This is a genomic window from Klebsiella sp. 141198 (assembly GCF_050600785.1).
GTDB classification, from domain to species: domain Bacteria; phylum Pseudomonadota; class Gammaproteobacteria; order Enterobacterales; family Enterobacteriaceae; genus Klebsiella; species Klebsiella aerogenes.
In genome coordinates this window covers 750839-765819 of sequence record NZ_JAQIRM010000001.1, presented here as the reverse complement: position 1 = coordinate 765819, position 14981 = coordinate 750839, and the positions used below count along the sequence as shown (strand labels likewise).

The following is a 14981-nucleotide window of genomic DNA, read 5'->3' as shown; positions in this document are numbered from 1 at the left end:
AAATCAGTACAGGTAACCGATGAGTCCTTTCTCGCGCTTTGCGAATTATTTTATGGAAGTGGCCCGCAGCGGCAGCCTGCGCCGGGCGGCGGAAAAACTGCATATTTCAGCTTCGGCGATTAATCGCCAGATACTGCAGGCTGAAGCGTCCTTCGGCACGCCGCTATTTGAGCGGCTGCCGGAAGGTTTGCGGATGACCACCGCAGGCGAGCTGTTGTATGACAATCTGCTGCGCTGGCAAAAAGAGTTTCGCGTGACCCAACAGAAATTTGATGAACTGCAGGGGCTAAAACGCGGAACGGTGAATGTCGGTATGGTGCAGGCGCTGGCCGAAGGGAGTTTTGCCGCGGCGCTGGCAGAGATTATCAACCAGTGCGAGTGGCTGGAACTGATGTTGCAGGTCGCCGATAGCCAGAGCATCAGCGACAGAGTACGTCAGTCCGATGTCGATTTTGGTCTGATCCTCGATCCTGAAGGTCAGGCGGGTCTCAACGTACTGGCGTTTATTGAAATGGAAGTCGGGGTGGTACTGCATCCGCACCATCCTTTTGCCGCCGCGCCCGCGATCTCGCTGGGGGAACTTAGCGATGAACGGCATATTATTCCCGGCGCGCCGTTAATAGTGCATGACCGGGTGGCAATGCTCTATCGCCATTATGATTTTTCGCCGCCCAACACCGTTAGCTGCAATGATATTCGTCTGATTAAATCGCTGGTGCTTAAAGGCGGCGGGGTGACGGTCCTGAGCCTGCTGGACGTGCAGGACGAGGTAAACAACGGTTCGCTGGCGTTTGTGCCGCTACGTAATAAGCTGCTGCGACCTTTGACCCTGGCGCTATGCACCGCGCCATCGCGCCAGCTATCTCGTCCGGCGCAAATGGCGATTCAAAAACTAACGCTGGTGATGGAGGAGATGCGTAGCGCTGCTCACTCTCAGCCTAATGGCCCGCCCTGAATGGTTTCGCACAAGCCGTTGATAATACGCTCGCCGGTTTCCGTTTTCAGTTCCTGATACCAGGCTTTGGTTAACGCCATATCCTTACCGTGGGTGATATCACAGCGTTTACGCGCTTTGAGCACCAGGTCACGCACCCGTTCACAACGCAATGCTTCGTACTGGCGCAGCGCGGTGACAATATCGCTATTGTCGCGCAGTACATTACCCAGCACGACCGCGTCCTCCATCGCCGCGCAGCCGCCCTGGCCGATATCCGGCGTGGTGCTGTGCCCGGCATCGCCCAGTAGCGCCACCTTGCCACGCACCAGCTTATCAAAAGGTTCAATATCGTGAATTTCTATCCGGTTGGTGGTCTGCGGGTCGAGTACGGCGATAAGCTTTTGCACCGGCGGCGCCCAGCCGGCGAAGTAGCGGGTTAAATCGTCGCGCAGGGTGAGGCGATCTTCCGCTAACCCGGCCGGCAACGGCACATCGAAGAAGAAGTAGAAACGTCCGCCCGCCACCGGCATCAGCGACACGCGTTTCCCTTCGCCGACATACGTCGTCCACTGATCGGCGGGAGCAATGGACTCATCAATATCGACCAGACCATTCCAGTTAACGTAACCGGCATAGCGGCGTTCCGGCGTATAGCCGAGCACATATGGCCGCAGCGCCGAATGGCTGCCGTCGGCGGCGATGACCATATCGCCGTGCGCCTCGCTACCATCGGTAAACCAGACGGTGACGCCGTCGGTATGTTCTTCCACGCGGGTGACCCGCTTGCCGAACTGCACCTGCTCACGCCCCCAGAAATCGAGCATCTCGCGCTGCAGTTCAGTTCGCGACACTGGCGAAGGGCGGCCCTGCGTACGTTCTACCAGCGGCGCGAGGCTGAAGCGGGTGAGCGTTTCCCCGCGTTGATACTCCTTATACGCCAGATAATGCATCGGGCCGCCATAAGCGTCGATGATCTCGCCCATCCCCAGGCGGTTCATACACTTGACGCCGTTGGGCCAGATAGAGATCGCGGCGCCAACCGGCTTAATCTCTTTTACCGCTTCGAACACTTCGCAGGCTATGCCTGCATTACGTAGCGCCACCGCGGCGCTCAACCCGCCGATTCCCGCGCCAATCACGATTGCTTTCATTGTCTTCCCCTTAGGTGTGTTGTTTAAGGGGTTCAGCAATTTGCGTACCAGGTACCAGAACCTGCGAAATCAGCGGAAAACAGACGGGTGATGGCGGGGAGGTGCACCAAAGAAGGGCAAAGTTGCGATTATGTTGCCTTTTTATGAATCAAAGATTTCTTTTAGTGAATTAAGGAATCAAAAGTTTCAACGTCCCGCGCCAACGTTCGTTACAGAACACCCGCTCTTTAATTTGGCTATTTCACTGATAAATAAAAGATAAAACGATTTTTACGTGGATAAAGATAGAGGGAATAAGCAATGTGGCCTGCTTTGTGCACTACATCGTCAACGCTTATCCACGACGAGACGGTGACCCCATGTCTGATGAAAAGAACAGCAACCTGCTTTATGGCCTGGAGCAGCGCATCCCGCTGCTACCGGCTTTTTTTAGCGCCTTACAGCACGTGCTGGCGGGGCTGGTCGGCATTATTACGCCGCCGCTGATTATTGGCGCCGCGCTGGGACTTGGCGAATGGCTGCCATATTTAATTAGTATGTCGCTAATGGCTTCCGGGATTGGCACCTTTCTTCAGGCTAACCGCGTCTGGGGGATCGGTGCGGGGATGATCTGTATGCAGGGCACCAGCTTCGCTTTTCTCGGCGTAGCGATTGCCGGCGGCATGTGGGTAAAAGCACAGGGTGGCGGCCCGCAGGACATTATGGCCATGCTGTTCGGTGTTAACGTTGTTGCCGCGCTGGTACCGGTCGTCGTCAGCCGCTTTATCGAACCGCTGAAAAAACTCTTTACCCCGATTATTACCGGCAGCGTCATTGCGCTGATCGGCATTAGCCTGATAAAGGTCAGTATTATTAACTGGAGCGGCGGCGATCACGCGAAGGATTTCGCCAGCCCGGGCAATATCGCATTGGGCGGCATAACGTTAGGGATTATCGTGGTGCTGAGCTGCGCGAAAAACCGCTGGCTGCGTTTATCGTCGGTGGTCATCGGCATGGCGGTGGGCTGTATCGCCGCCGCGCTAAGCGGAAAATTTCATCTGGCGCCGATCGGCGATAGCTGGTTTCGTCTGCCGGCGACATTTCCTTTTGGCTTTCAGTTTAATAGCGCCATATTTTTACCGGTCGCGCTGGTATCGCTGGTTTGCATTCTTGAAGCCGTCGGCGATTTAACCGCCAACTGCCTGATCTCAAAACAGTCCATTGATGACGGCGCGTTTCGCTCACGCCTGAAAGGCGGGATCCTCGCGGATGGCATTAGCTGCCTGATCGCCGCGGCGATCTGCGCGTTTCCCAATACCACCTTCGCGCAGAATAACGGCGTCATCCAGATGACCGGCGTCGCCAGCCGCTATGTCGGGCGTTATATTGGCGTATTGCTGATTCTGCTTGGGCTGTTTCCTCCCTTTGGTGAGATCCTGCGCCAGATCCCCACGCCGGTGTTAGGCGGCGCGACGATGGTCATGTTTGGCTGTGTCGTGGCGGCCGGGATCCGCATCATCACCCAGAACCCGCTAACCCGCCGCGATATGCTGATTGTTGGCCTGGCATTTGGTTTTGGCCTCGGCATTGAGGCGGTTCCCGCTTTCCTTGCCCATTTCCCGCCTATCATCGGCAACCTGTTTGGATCTGCGGCCACCAGCGGTGGGCTGGTGGCGATTGTACTGAATCTGATTATTCCGCAAGAGAAAGCCGCCATGACGGCAGCGGCAAGGAGCAATGATGATAACACTCAACCACTTTAATCAGCTGCCGCAGGCGGAAGCCATTCGCCAGCTTGAACCCTGCGTGGCGCTCCCCGCCTGGCGCGAAGCGCTGGCGCTGGAGCGGCCCTATGCCACACTGACGGCCTTAACGGATCGCGCACATCAACTGATGCAGCACTGGGGAGAGGCAGATCTGGCGCGGGCGCTCTGCGCCCATCCGCGGATCGGGGAAAAGCCGACGGGCGGGGAAGCGCATGCCGCGCTGTCTCGCCAGGAGCAGGCGGAGGTTAATGCCGACGATGCCGCTATCGCTCGGGCGCTGAAAGAAGGGAACGCCCGTTACGAAGCCCGTTTTGACCGCGTGTTTCTGATCCGCGCCAAAGGCCGCAGCGCCGCCGAGATCCTGCAGGCGCTGACCCAACGGCTGACCCATAATGACGCGCAGGAAATTGAAGCGGCGCTGGAACAATTACGTGAAATCACCTTACTCAGACTGGCGGGAGTTATTAGCGAATGATCACCCTGAGCACCCATATTCTTGATATTTCTACCGGCAAGCCTGCACAAGGCGTGGCGGTCACCCTGTTCTGCGAAGGGCGTAGCCTGGCATCAGGCGTGACAGACAGCCATGGCCGCCTGGGCGAGCTGGCGACGGGACAACTGCGTCCCGGAAACTATCAGCTGGTGGCCGAACTGCAATCGTGGTTTGCGCGCGATGGCCGCCAGACCCTGTACCGGCAGGCGCAGATCGATTTTATGATTACCATTGATGACAAAGACCATTTTCATCTGCCATTTTTAATTGCCCCCGGCGGCTGGTCGACCTATCGCGGAAGTTAAGTTGAGTCCGCCGCCCGGCCAGAATGAAGCGCCGGGCAGCGGTTCAGCCTTCGTTACACCATACCTGTTGGCCATTGACCCAGGTTTCACTAATGTTCCGTTCATCGCCTAAGGTCATCAATACGAACAGCTGCTCATAGACATCATGACAGCGTGCGCCGCGCAGCTTTTGTAGCGGCGTTACCGCCGGGTCGATAACCACCAAATCGGCCTCTTTTCCCGACTGGAAATTACCAATTTTGTCATCCAGGCGTAACGCGTGCGCGCCGCCCAACGTCGCATGATAAAACGCTTCGCTAGCGCGCAGGCGATAGCTCTGTAGCTGCGCCACTTTATAGGCCTCGCCGAGGGTGCGTAGTAGGCTGAAGGTGGTTCCGGCGCCAACATCGCTGCCGATGCCAATCCGGACCTGATGTTGCCAGCTGGCGGGCAGGCGAAATAGCCCACTACCCAGAAACAGGTTTGACGTCGGGCAAAAGGCGATTGCCGAACCGGTCTCATGCAGACACCGCCACTCTTTCTCCGCCAGATGGATCCCGTGGGCGAAGACGCTGCGCGCACCGGTCAATTGATAGTGATGATAAACATCAAGATAGTGCTCATGCTCCGGCCATAACTGCTTTACCCACGCGATTTCATTAAGGTTTTCACTCAGATGGGTATGCAGCCAGGTATCAGGAAACTCCTCCCGCAGCCGCTGAACTGCTTGTAGCAGCTCCGGTGTGGAAGTGGGAGCGAAACGCGGCGTAATAGCGTAGCCCAGACGGCCGCGCCGGTGCCAGCGCTGGATCAGTTCGCGGGTCTGGCAATAGCTTTGTTCGGCGGTTTCAGTTAAATACTCCGGCGTATGGCGATCCATCATCACCTTACCGGCCAGCAGGCGCATGTTCAGACGTAATGCCTCGGTAAACAGAGCCTCCACGGACGCCGGATGAAGCGTACAAAACACCAGCGCGGTGGTGGTGCCATGGCTGAGCAACTGGTTGACAAAAAAACGGGCGATATCTGCCGCGTACCGTTCATCGGCAAACTGGCTTTCCACCGGAAAGGTATAAGTGGTCAGCCATTCCAGCAGCTGTTCGCCAAAGGCGCCGATCATTTCGGTTTGAGGATAGTGAATATGGGCGTCGACAAACCCCGGCAGCAGCAGTTTACCGCGCAGATCGCGATAGCCTTTATGTGGATCGAGTAATGCTTCGCCTTCCTGCCATGGCAGTAGCGCCTGAATCTTCCCGGCGTAAATAAACAGCACGCCATCATCAATATATCGCGCGTAGCGGGTGATATCGTCAGCGCTGGCGGCGGGTTGGCTAATATCAAAAAACGCACCGCGTAGCGCGGTGTGGTATTCCAGCATGGTGCCGCCTTATTTGAGTGGTGATGTATCCGTTGTGCAAATTTAATGCCAGGAAGCCGCGGCAGGCGCCGCGGCCGGTTGGGATTATTCTTTCTGCGCCAACGCGCCGGGGGTAAAGCGGGCGGAGGAAGCAGCCTGCCGCTCGTCGCGGGCAATCCAGCGATACAGGCTGCCGCTTAGCAGCACGCCGATGAACCAGCTAAAATTGGCCACCTCATGCAGAGCGGGAATAAAGCTGATAATCAGGCCGACCGCCACCGAGGGCAGCAGCGCGGCGATGGCCTTCGGGTTAAAGCCGTTGCGGTACCAGTATTTGCCTTTCGGGGTATCATCGAAAAGATCGTCGATCGATACCTGTCCGCGTTTAATCAAATAGAAATCAACCAGCAGAATGCCGAACAACGGCCCGATAAACGCTCCCAATACGTCCAGGGTGTAGTGGATAAGCTCAGGGGAGTTAAACAGGTTCCACGGGGTGAGCAGTATCGAGCCGACGGCGGCAATCATCCCGCCGGTGCGGAAACTGATTTTTTGCGGCGCGCAGTTGGAAAAATCAAATGCCGGCGAGACGAAGTTGGCGACAATATTGATGCCGATAGTGGCGGTGATCATGGTCAGCAGGCCGATGGCCACCGCCAGATCGTTACCCACATGGCTCACCGTTTCAATCGGGTCGGTGATCATCCGGCCAAATAAAGATTGAGTCCCAGAGACGATTACTACGGTCACTACCGAGAACAGCAGGAAGTTAAACGGCAGCCCCCAGCGGTTGCCGCGGCGAATTTCGCCCATGCTTCTGGCGTAACGGGAGAAATCGCCAAAATTAAGCAGCGGACCGGAGAAGTAGGAGACCACCAGCGCGGTGGCGGTGATCATCTGCCAGCTTTGCTCACCGGCGGTCAGCGTCTTACTGGCGAGGGTAAAGGAGATACCATCGAGGCCTGTCTTGTATACAATCCAGCCCGCTAACGCCAGCATCACCACATATACCGCCGGGCCGGCGATATCAATAAAGCGCTTAATCGCGCTCATGCCGTGCCAGAACACCATCGCCTGCAACAGCCACATGGTGGCGAAACAGATCCAGCCAAGCGATGAAAGACCCAGCAATGACGTTTGCGTCATTGCCGCCAGCGAGGGCCAGAACTTCAGCAGCACCAGCATTAAGGCGTTCGCAGCCAGATAAGTTTGGATCCCGTACCAGGCGAAAGCAATCAGCCCGCGTATCACCGCCGGAATATTGGCGCCGAAGACGCCGAACGCCTGACGGCAGATGACCGCATAGGGCACGCCGGCAATCTGGCTGGGTTTGGCCACCAGATTGGCGCAAAGCTGGACGATAACAATTCCGGCCAACAGGCAGATAAGTACCTGCCAGCTCGCCAGACCCAACGTAAAGAAACTCGCCGCCACCACATAGCCGCCCATGCTATGCACGTCCGACATCCAGAAAGAAAAAATGTTGTACCAGTTCCAGTTTTGCTCGCGCGTCGGCGCCAGATCCTCGTTGCAAAGACGCGGGCTGTAGCCTGATGCCGGGTCTCCGGCGTTGAGCTGATGCGTGTTTTGTGTATTTGGCATGGATCCTGCTCCTCTGAAGACAAACGTTTTGCCGTTGATAGCGGAAGGCGTTGCAGGATCCAGGCCAGAATGGTTAATCTTGTATACAAAATATTTATTTTATGTATACGATTTGATATCAAAATGGAAAGTGGAGTAGACCAATGGGCAATGAAAATCCGCTGCAGGCCGCAGCCGGACTGCATGACAAGGATGAGTCTATCTACGAGGCCTTGCTGACCGCGATTGTCGAGCAACAACTGCTGCCTGGCAGCAAATTGCCGGAAGAGGCGCTGGCGGAGGTGTTCTGCATCAGCCGCACAGGAGTACGCAAAGCGCTGCAACGACTCGCCGCTGTGCAAATGGTGACATTAACGCCCAAACGTGGTGCACAGGTCGCCAGTCCGACGGTTGACGAGGCACGGGAAATATTCCGCACCCGTGCGCTACTGGAAGTAGCGAATCTGCCGGATGTACTGCAACGCTGCCAGCCTCCACATCTGGCGGCGCTGGAAGCCATTATTCAGCAGGAGCAACTGGCGCATGAGGCCTATGATGGCCCGTCCGCTATCCGCCATTCCGCTAATTTTCATATTCAGTTACAGGCCATTTCCGGCAACCAGGTACTAACGGAGATGGTCACCCGACTCAGTCAACGCTCATCGCTGGTGATTGCCGCCTGGGGCGCGCCGTGGCGGCAGGGGTGCCGCTGCGATGACCACGAGCGCCTTGTCGGCCTGCTCCGCGAAAAAGCGCTAACCGCGCTGACCGAGGCGCTCAACCATCACTTTGAACACATCGTTGCCAGTTTATGTTTTTCCTGCACGGGGGAGTCGGTTCCCGATTTCGCCCGGCTGTTCGCCGGCTATAAGGAGCGGTAATGTCCACCATCTGTATACAAGTTATCAATCCCAATACCGATCCCGGTATGACGCAAACCATCGCCGAGGCTGCCCGCGCCGCGGCGTCGCCAGGAACCGATATTGTCGCGGTCTGTCCACCAGACGGCGTGCCGTCGATTGAAGGGCATTTTGACGAAGCCATCGCCGCCGTCGGCGTGCTGGAGCAAATAAAAGCCGGGCGGCAGCAGGGCGTTTCCGGGCACGTTATCGCCTGTTTTGGCGATCCGGGATTACTGGCCGCCCGTGAACTGGCCCAGGGACCGGTTATTGGTATTGCCGAGGCGGCGATGCATATGGCGACGCTGGTCGCTACCCGCTTCTCGGTGGTCACTACCTTACCGCGCACGCTGATTATCGCTCGTCATCTGCTACATCAGTATGGTTTCCATGAGCATTGCGCCGGTCTGCATGCGATCGATCTACCGGTGCTGGCGCTGGAAGATGGCAGCGGCGTGGCGCAGGAAAAAGTACGCGCCCGCTGTATTCAGGCGCTACAGGAGGATGGCTGCGGCGCTATCGTGCTGGGCTGCGGCGGCATGGCGACCCTGGCGCAGCAACTGACCCGGGAACTTCAGGTACCCGTTATTGATGGCGTCAGCGCGGCGGTGAAGATGGTGGAATCTCTGGTGTCGCTAGGCCTGACAACCAGCAAGCACGGCGATTTAGCTTATCCGGAACGTAAAACGCTTAGCGGTAAATTTGCCGTGTTTAATGATTAAATGAAGGGGTGGGAGATGATACCAGCAGCAGAATTATATCCGCGCGATTTGCGCGGCTACGCGGGAAAGCCGCCGCACGCGCAGTGGCCAAACCAGGCGCGTATCGCGGTGCAGTTTGTGCTTAATTACGAAGAGGGCGCCGAGAATCACGTCCTGCACGGCGATGCGGGTTCTGAACAGTTTCTCTCCGATATCATCGGCGCTGCCAGCTATCCCGACCGCCATATGTCGATGGACTCATTGTATGAATATGGCAGCCGCGCGGGTTTCTGGCGTATCCATCATGCCTTTCAGGAGCGGGGGTTACCGCTGACGGTGTTTGGCGTGGCAATGGCGCTGGCGCGTCATCCGGATATCGTCGCGGCGATCAAAGCGGCCAACTACGATGTGGTCAGCCACGGGTGGCGTTGGATCCACTATCAGCATATGGCGATTGAACAGGAGCGCGACCATCTGCATAAAGCGGTGCAGGTGCTGACCGATCTGTTTGGCAAACCGCCCACCGGCTGGTACACAGGGCGCGATAGCCCTAACACCCGGCAACTGGTGGTCGAACATGGCGGATTTGATTACGACAGCGACTATTATGGCGATGATTTGCCGTTCTGGACGGAAGTGCCTTGCGCCGACGGGCAGCGTAAACCGCATCTCATCGTGCCTTACACGCTCGATGCCAACGATATGCGCTTTGCCACCGCTCAGGGGTTTAATACCGCTGAACAGTTTTATACCTATCTGAAAGACAGCTTTGATGTGCTGTACGCGGAAGGTGAAACGTCGCCGAAAATGATGTCTATCGGCATGCACTGCCGGTTGCTGGGCCGCCCCGGACGCTTCCGCGCTCTGCAACATTTTCTCGATTACGTGCAGCAGCATGAGCGCGTGTGGATTTGTACCCGCCAGCAGATTGCCGACCACTGGCGGCGGGTGCATCCGTACCAGCCATAGCGGCAGACCCATTGCGCCGTTATTTGTCGGGTGGCTCTGCGCTTATCGCGGGGTTCCCCGGATTTCGGCTAAAGCCTCATCCGGGCTACGGTTCGGTATTCGGTTGGTCATGCTAAGTTGGTAGCCCTGCTAAGCGCAGCGCAAGCAGGGGGCGACAACGGCATCAATGTCCCATCAAACTAACCTGTGCGGCAACGATACGCCAGCCGCAGGAAAAACGAACCCAGGTTTGCTGCTGACGGCCGATACGATCGCTGCCTTCACGGGTGAACTCGGTACTGCATACCGCATAATCCTCCCCATAGGTGGTGATCACCGTATGGCGTAACTCCCGCGCAAGCCCTGCGGCCGGGCGCGCGGCGCGGAAGGCGCGGATCTCATCAATACCATACAGATTCTCTCCGGCGCCGAGACGAACCGTGCGCGTATCGTGCCAGAACAACGCATCCAGCACCGCGATATCGTTACTCACCAGCGCCTGTTCATAGCGATAAAAAGCCGCCGTTACTTCAGCGACCACCTGCGGAATATTGATTTCTTGCGACGCGATCATGCGGCTACCTCCACTGGGCGGGAATCGGTCATTCCCATCGCTTCCAGCGCATAGGCGGCGCGCAGACAGGCCTGTTCATTAAACGGTGCGGCAATTAACTGCACGCCGACAGGCAGCCCTGTCGCGGTACGTAGCGGAACGGTTACCACCGGCAGACCGATAAAGGAGATTGGTTGAGTGAGCATGCCCATGCTGGCGCGTATCGGTAAAGACTCGCCGTTGATCTCCATCGTCTGCTCGCCAATAAGCGTGGCGCTGCATGGTGTTGCCGGGGCGATGAGCACGTCGGCATGGGTGAATAGCGACGCGACTTGCCGCTGGGCGTGCCGACGGAAGCGCTGCGCCTGCAGGTACCAGGCGGAAGGGATCATCGCACCCGCCAGCAGACGTTCGCGCGAGTGCGGTTCAAAGCGCTCCGGCTCACGCCGTAAGGCTGGCAGGTACTGGTTTCCGCCTTCAGAAGCGCTAATGATAAAAGCAGAAGCGCGCGCCAGCTCCGCCTCGGGGAAGAGATACTCTTCAGAGGCTTCGAGATAGCGGGCGACGCGAGCTACCGCCGCGCGGGCATCGTCATCGCACCAGCGGTTGAAATAGCCGCCTAAAACCGCGCAACGCAGCCCCTGGAGGCCATATCGCAGATGCGGCGTAGCTGGGGTGACGCCGCGTTCGGCCTGAAAACCGTCATTAACGTCTCGCCCCTGAAGAACATCGTAGACTGTGGCTAAATCCTCTACCGTACGGGCAAACGGACCAATATGATCGAGGCTGGGAACAAAAGGGTGGCTGCCGGTACGCGACAGACGGCCGAAGGTTGGCTTGAGACCAAAAATCCCGCTCAGGGATGCCGGAACGCGAATCGAACCATTGGTGTCGCTACCGAGCGAAAAATTAACCAGCCCGGCGGCGACCGCCGCCGCTGAGCCGCCGGAGGAGCCGCCGGCAATGCGGTTAAGATCGTGCGGATTGCGCGTCGCGCCATAGTGGCTATTTTCCGTGGTAAAACCGTAAGCATAGGCGTCCATATTCAGCATCCCGCTGAGCAGGCCGCCTGCGCTTTGGATTTGACTTACCGCCCAGCTATCGACGCGGGCAGGCGGGTTATCGCTGAACAGTTGCGCGCCGGCGAGGGTGGTTTCTCCCGCGACATCAAACAGATTTTTGACCGCGTAGGGAATGCCTGCCAGCGCAGGCAGCGGCTGATTCGTTCGCCGTAGGGCATCAATAGCGTCCGCTTCGTCGAGCATCCGTTTCCCGGTGACTGTCGTCCAGGCGTTGAGCAGTGGGTTACTTTGCGCAATATCATCAAGCGTCTGGCGAGCTAGCTCTCTGGCGCTAAATTCACCGCGACTCAGCGACTGCTGAATGTCGGCAATGGTCATCTGATGTAGCTTCATGCTTTATACACTCCGGCGATTTCCAGACGCTGATCGAGCGGATAGGCCATCAGCGGTTCAGCCATATCGGCAATGCGGCGAAATTGCGCCAGCAGCTCAGCGCGGCGCGATTCATCCAGTTCAAGGGCGAGGATCTGTTCCATCTGTCGAAGCCAGTCGCGCCACTCTTTTTCGGTTTGTTTCATGCTTCTCCCCCTAATAGCCAGCGGCGGTGCCGTTACTGCGCGGGTCAGACGCGCCTTCAAACAGGCCGTCAGGATGGCGGACAATAGCCCCGGCATGTCCCATGGCCTCGCTGAAGTCGGCCAGTACCTCAACCTCATGCCCCAGGTCCCTGAGCCGGGCGAGGGTTTGCGGCGCAAAGCGGCCTTCTACTTTTAGTGAGTCCGAGGTCTGTCCCCAGGTGCGTCCAAGCAGCCAGCGCGGACGAGAAATACTCTCCTGAAGCGGGACATTCTGCAGGATATAGCGGGTGAAAAGCGCCGCCTGCGTCTGCGGCTGCCCGTCGCCGCCCATTGAGCCATAAACCATCACCCGGCCATCGTTCAGGCGCGCGGCGGCGGGATTAAGGGTATGGAAGGGTTGCTTGCCCGGCGCCAGGGCCAGCAAATGCGCCGGGTCGAGGCTGAACGACGCACCGCGGTTTTGCCAGACAATACCGCTGTCCGCCAGCACCACGCCGCTGCCAAACTCATGATAGAGACTCTGGATAAAGGAAACCGCCAGCCCGCTACTATCCATCACGCCCATCCAGACGGTATCGCCGGGGCCTTTGCCTGCGCCCCATGGCGCGGCGCGCTGGTCGTCGATCTTCTCCGCCAGCGGTTGTAACGCCTGCGGGGACAGCAGGCTTTGAATATCCACGTCCAGATGCTGCGGGTCGGTAATATGTTTATCTCGCAGGCTGAAGGCCAGTTTTGTCGCTTCCACGATACGGTGGATAGTCTGCGCATCGTCGGTCTGCTCCATCGCCAGCCGGTCAGTGATGCCGAGGATGGCCAGCGATACCAGCCCCTGCGTCGGCGGCGCCAGGTTCCATAACTCTCCATGTTGATGCTGTAGCCGCAGTGGTTGCGGGCGGCGCGCGCGATGCTGGCGCAGATCGTCAAGCGTAATAGGCAGGCCATAACGGGCCATGCCGGCCGCCAGTTGTTCCGCCAGAGAGCCGCGATAGAAACTATCAAGCCCTTCCGCAACCAGCCGTTTTAGCGTGGAGGCCAGCGCAGGCTGACAAAAGCGGCTGCCGCTTTGCGGAGGGCGGCCATTGACCAGAAAGGTCTCAGCGAAGCCCGGCTGGCGCTGAAGTTCATCTAATTTTCCGGCGGTGGCGCTGGCTTGCGAGGCGGTCACCGGAATACCGTTATCGGCATAGCCGATCGCGTCCTGTAACAGGCGCGAAAGCGGTAGTGATTTACCGGTCAGCGAGTGTGAAACTTTCAGCGCCTCATCCCAGCCGCTGACGGTGCCGGCGACGGTCAGGGCGGATTGCGGGCCGCGATGCGGGATGTGCGTTAGCCCGGCATAGGCTTCCGGCGTCGCCAGTGAACCCGCGGCGCCGCTGGCGTCAATGGCGATCGGATCGCCCTGCGGCGGTACGATCAGCCAGAACCCATCGCCGCCTAAACCATTCATATGCGGATAGACCACCGCGATGGTCGCGGCGGCGGCGACCATCGCTTCTATTGCGCTTCCGCCTTCGCGCAGCACGGACAGCGCGCTTTGGCTAGCCAGATGATGGGGGGCGACCGCCATCCCCTGGGTCGAGAAATGACTCTGCATAACTTATCCTCGTAACGAATCATGCAGCCACTGCTGCAAATGCTATCCGTGCAAAAGCTGTTCCACTTTGAAAAGAAAGTTTCAATGTTGTGGTTGTCTTTTTCTTTTCTCATTGTGGCATGCATTGTGAAGGGGGTTAGCGGTATAGTTCAGTGAAACAAAAGTTACAGAGGCGCTATGGAACAACTCGATGAACGGCTGAAGGCGCAATATGCGTCGTTGTCACCCCAGGAGCAGCGGGTGGCGGATTTCATTGTCGACCACTTTGATGACCTGATTAGCTACAACAGCGCCGAGCTGGCCCAACTGAGCGGGGTATCAAAAGCGACAGTAAGCCGTCTGTTTAAACGGCTGGGATATGAAAAGTATCGCGATATGCGCGATGAGCTGCGCACGTTACGCCAGAGCGGGATGCCGTTGACCGATCATCGCGAGGCGGTGCAGGGTAATACGCTGCTGGCGCGGCATTATAAACAGGAGATGGCAAACCTGACGCAGTGGGTAAACGCGCTGGATGCCCGGCAGTTTGCCGAAGCCATTAACGCGCTGGTCAAGGCCAGGCGCGTCGTCATTATTGGCATGCGAAACTCCTGGCCGCTGGCGCTGCATTTGCGCCAGCAGTTGCTTCAGGCGCGCGGGCAAGTGGTGGTGCTGCCGCAACCGGGGCAAAGTTTCAGTGAAGAGCTGGTCGATTTAAGCGCGGAAGATATCGTGGTGGTGATGGCGTTTCGCCGTCGGCCGCGAATTATTCGTCCTCTGATGCAGCAACTGCAACAGCGGGGAGTTCCGCAACTGCTAATCTGCGAGCCGCAGGCGCATAGCCTGTTTCCGCTGGCGTGCTGGCGGTTATGCGCCCCGCTGGATAGCGTTTCGGCTTTCGACAGCTACGCGTCGGCCAATAGTCTTATCAACCTGCTGGCGAACGCCTTGCTACATGAAATTCTCGATAGCGGTCGCCCGCGCATTCATGACATCGCCACGTTATACCAGCAGTTGGATGAGCTTGAACAACGATAATGGGGAGCCAGTCTGGTGCTTTGCACCTTTTTGGTGCCAAAGTGCGGTAAGGAGAAGGGCGACTCTTCTTACCGCCATGGTTAATATTCGCGTCATTTCTCGCTAAAAGCCGATTAGGCAG

Annotated in this window: 15 protein-coding genes; 8 read left to right on the top strand and 7 right to left on the bottom strand. The window is 57.8% G+C overall.

Features of this window, described 5'->3' with window-relative positions:
* Positions 1-19: 19 nt before the first annotated feature.
* Entirely contained in the window at positions 20-955 is a 936-nt protein-coding gene (gene hpxR, locus PGR10_RS03700; RefSeq protein ID WP_430917599.1) for a LysR family hpxDE operon transcriptional regulator HpxR, read from the top strand.
* Here the strand turns inward: hpxR and hpxO are convergent.
* A complete protein-coding gene (hpxO, locus tag PGR10_RS03695) occupies positions 934-2088 on the bottom strand; it encodes an FAD-dependent urate hydroxylase HpxO (protein ID WP_430920804.1) in 1155 nt (384 codons plus the stop codon). The genes hpxR and hpxO overlap by 22 nt on opposite strands.
* A 359-nt stretch (positions 2089-2447) precedes the next feature.
* Here hpxO and PGR10_RS03690 point away from each other — a divergent pair, with 359 nt between their 5' ends.
* The 3 genes from PGR10_RS03690 to uraH are packed head-to-tail and all read left to right on the top strand — an operon-like array spanning position 2448 to position 4631.
* Positions 2448-3830 (top strand): nucleobase:cation symporter-2 family protein, encoded by a 1383-nt coding sequence (locus PGR10_RS03690; RefSeq protein ID WP_430922968.1) that lies wholly within the window; start codon positions 2448-2450, stop codon positions 3828-3830.
* Entirely contained in the window at positions 3808-4308 is a 501-nt protein-coding gene (gene uraD / locus PGR10_RS03685) for a 2-oxo-4-hydroxy-4-carboxy-5-ureidoimidazoline decarboxylase (RefSeq protein ID WP_430923108.1), read from the top strand. The genes PGR10_RS03690 and uraD overlap by 23 nt, the downstream gene beginning before the upstream one ends.
* A complete protein-coding gene (gene uraH, locus PGR10_RS03680) occupies positions 4305-4631 on the top strand; it encodes a hydroxyisourate hydrolase (RefSeq protein ID WP_087860786.1) in 327 nt (108 codons plus the stop codon). Before uraD ends, uraH begins: the two co-directional genes overlap by 4 nt.
* 43 nt (positions 4632-4674) lie before the next feature.
* Here uraH and guaD read toward each other — a convergent pair whose 3' ends face one another.
* Positions 4675-5988, bottom strand: coding sequence for a guanine deaminase (guaD, locus tag PGR10_RS03675; RefSeq protein ID WP_430922967.1), 1314 nt, complete (start codon positions 5986-5988; stop codon positions 4675-4677).
* A gap of 84 nt (positions 5989-6072) precedes the next feature.
* Positions 6073-7569: an NCS1 family nucleobase:cation symporter-1 gene (locus PGR10_RS03670; protein ID WP_015366599.1), complete on the bottom strand. Its 1497-nt coding sequence runs from the start codon at positions 7567-7569 to the stop codon at positions 6073-6075.
* 143 nt (positions 7570-7712) lie between these two features.
* On the opposite strand from PGR10_RS03670, the gene PGR10_RS03665 reads away from it, so the two are divergent.
* Genes PGR10_RS03665 through puuE form a run of 3 tightly spaced genes read left to right on the top strand, consistent with a single transcriptional unit; the run spans position 7713 to position 10117 of the window.
* Positions 7713-8429, top strand: coding sequence for a GntR family transcriptional regulator (locus tag PGR10_RS03665; RefSeq protein WP_430922966.1), 717 nt, complete (start codon positions 7713-7715; stop codon positions 8427-8429).
* Positions 8429-9169, top strand: coding sequence for an allantoin racemase (gene hpxA / locus PGR10_RS03660; protein ID WP_015705420.1), 741 nt, complete (start codon positions 8429-8431; stop codon positions 9167-9169). Before PGR10_RS03665 ends, hpxA begins: the two co-directional genes overlap by 1 nt.
* 15 nt (positions 9170-9184) lie before the next feature.
* Entirely contained in the window at positions 9185-10117 is a 933-nt protein-coding gene (puuE, locus tag PGR10_RS03655) for an allantoinase PuuE (RefSeq protein ID WP_430922965.1), read from the top strand.
* 163 nt (positions 10118-10280) lie between these two features.
* On the opposite strand, the gene hpxZ is transcribed toward puuE, so the two are convergent.
* From hpxZ to hpxW, 4 genes are read right to left on the bottom strand one after another with little or no spacing between them, the layout of a single operon-like run.
* Positions 10281-10670 carry an oxalurate catabolism protein HpxZ gene (gene hpxZ / locus PGR10_RS03650; RefSeq protein WP_213794049.1) on the bottom strand — a complete coding sequence of 130 codons (390 nt, stop codon included), beginning with the start codon at positions 10668-10670 and terminating at the stop codon, positions 10281-10283.
* The gene (locus PGR10_RS03645; RefSeq protein ID WP_430922964.1) at positions 10667-12064 is read right to left on the bottom strand and encodes an AtzE family amidohydrolase; all 1398 of its coding nucleotides are present in this window, start codon (positions 12062-12064) and stop codon (positions 10667-10669) included. The genes hpxZ and PGR10_RS03645 overlap by 4 nt, the downstream gene beginning before the upstream one ends.
* Positions 12061-12249, bottom strand: coding sequence for an oxalurate catabolism protein HpxX (gene hpxX / locus PGR10_RS03640; RefSeq protein ID WP_032708053.1), 189 nt, complete (start codon positions 12247-12249; stop codon positions 12061-12063). The genes PGR10_RS03645 and hpxX overlap by 4 nt, the downstream gene beginning before the upstream one ends.
* A 10-nt stretch (positions 12250-12259) precedes the next feature.
* Entirely contained in the window at positions 12260-13843 is a 1584-nt protein-coding gene (gene hpxW, locus PGR10_RS03635; protein ID WP_430922963.1) for an oxamate amidohydrolase, read from the bottom strand.
* Between the two features lie 177 nt (positions 13844-14020).
* Here hpxW and hpxU point away from each other — a divergent pair, with 177 nt between their 5' ends.
* On the top strand, positions 14021-14860 hold the full coding sequence (gene hpxU / locus PGR10_RS03630; RefSeq protein ID WP_430922962.1) for a MurR/RpiR family transcriptional regulator HpxU: 840 nt from the start codon (positions 14021-14023) through the stop codon (positions 14858-14860).
* The last annotated feature ends 121 nt before the right edge of the window (positions 14861-14981 follow it).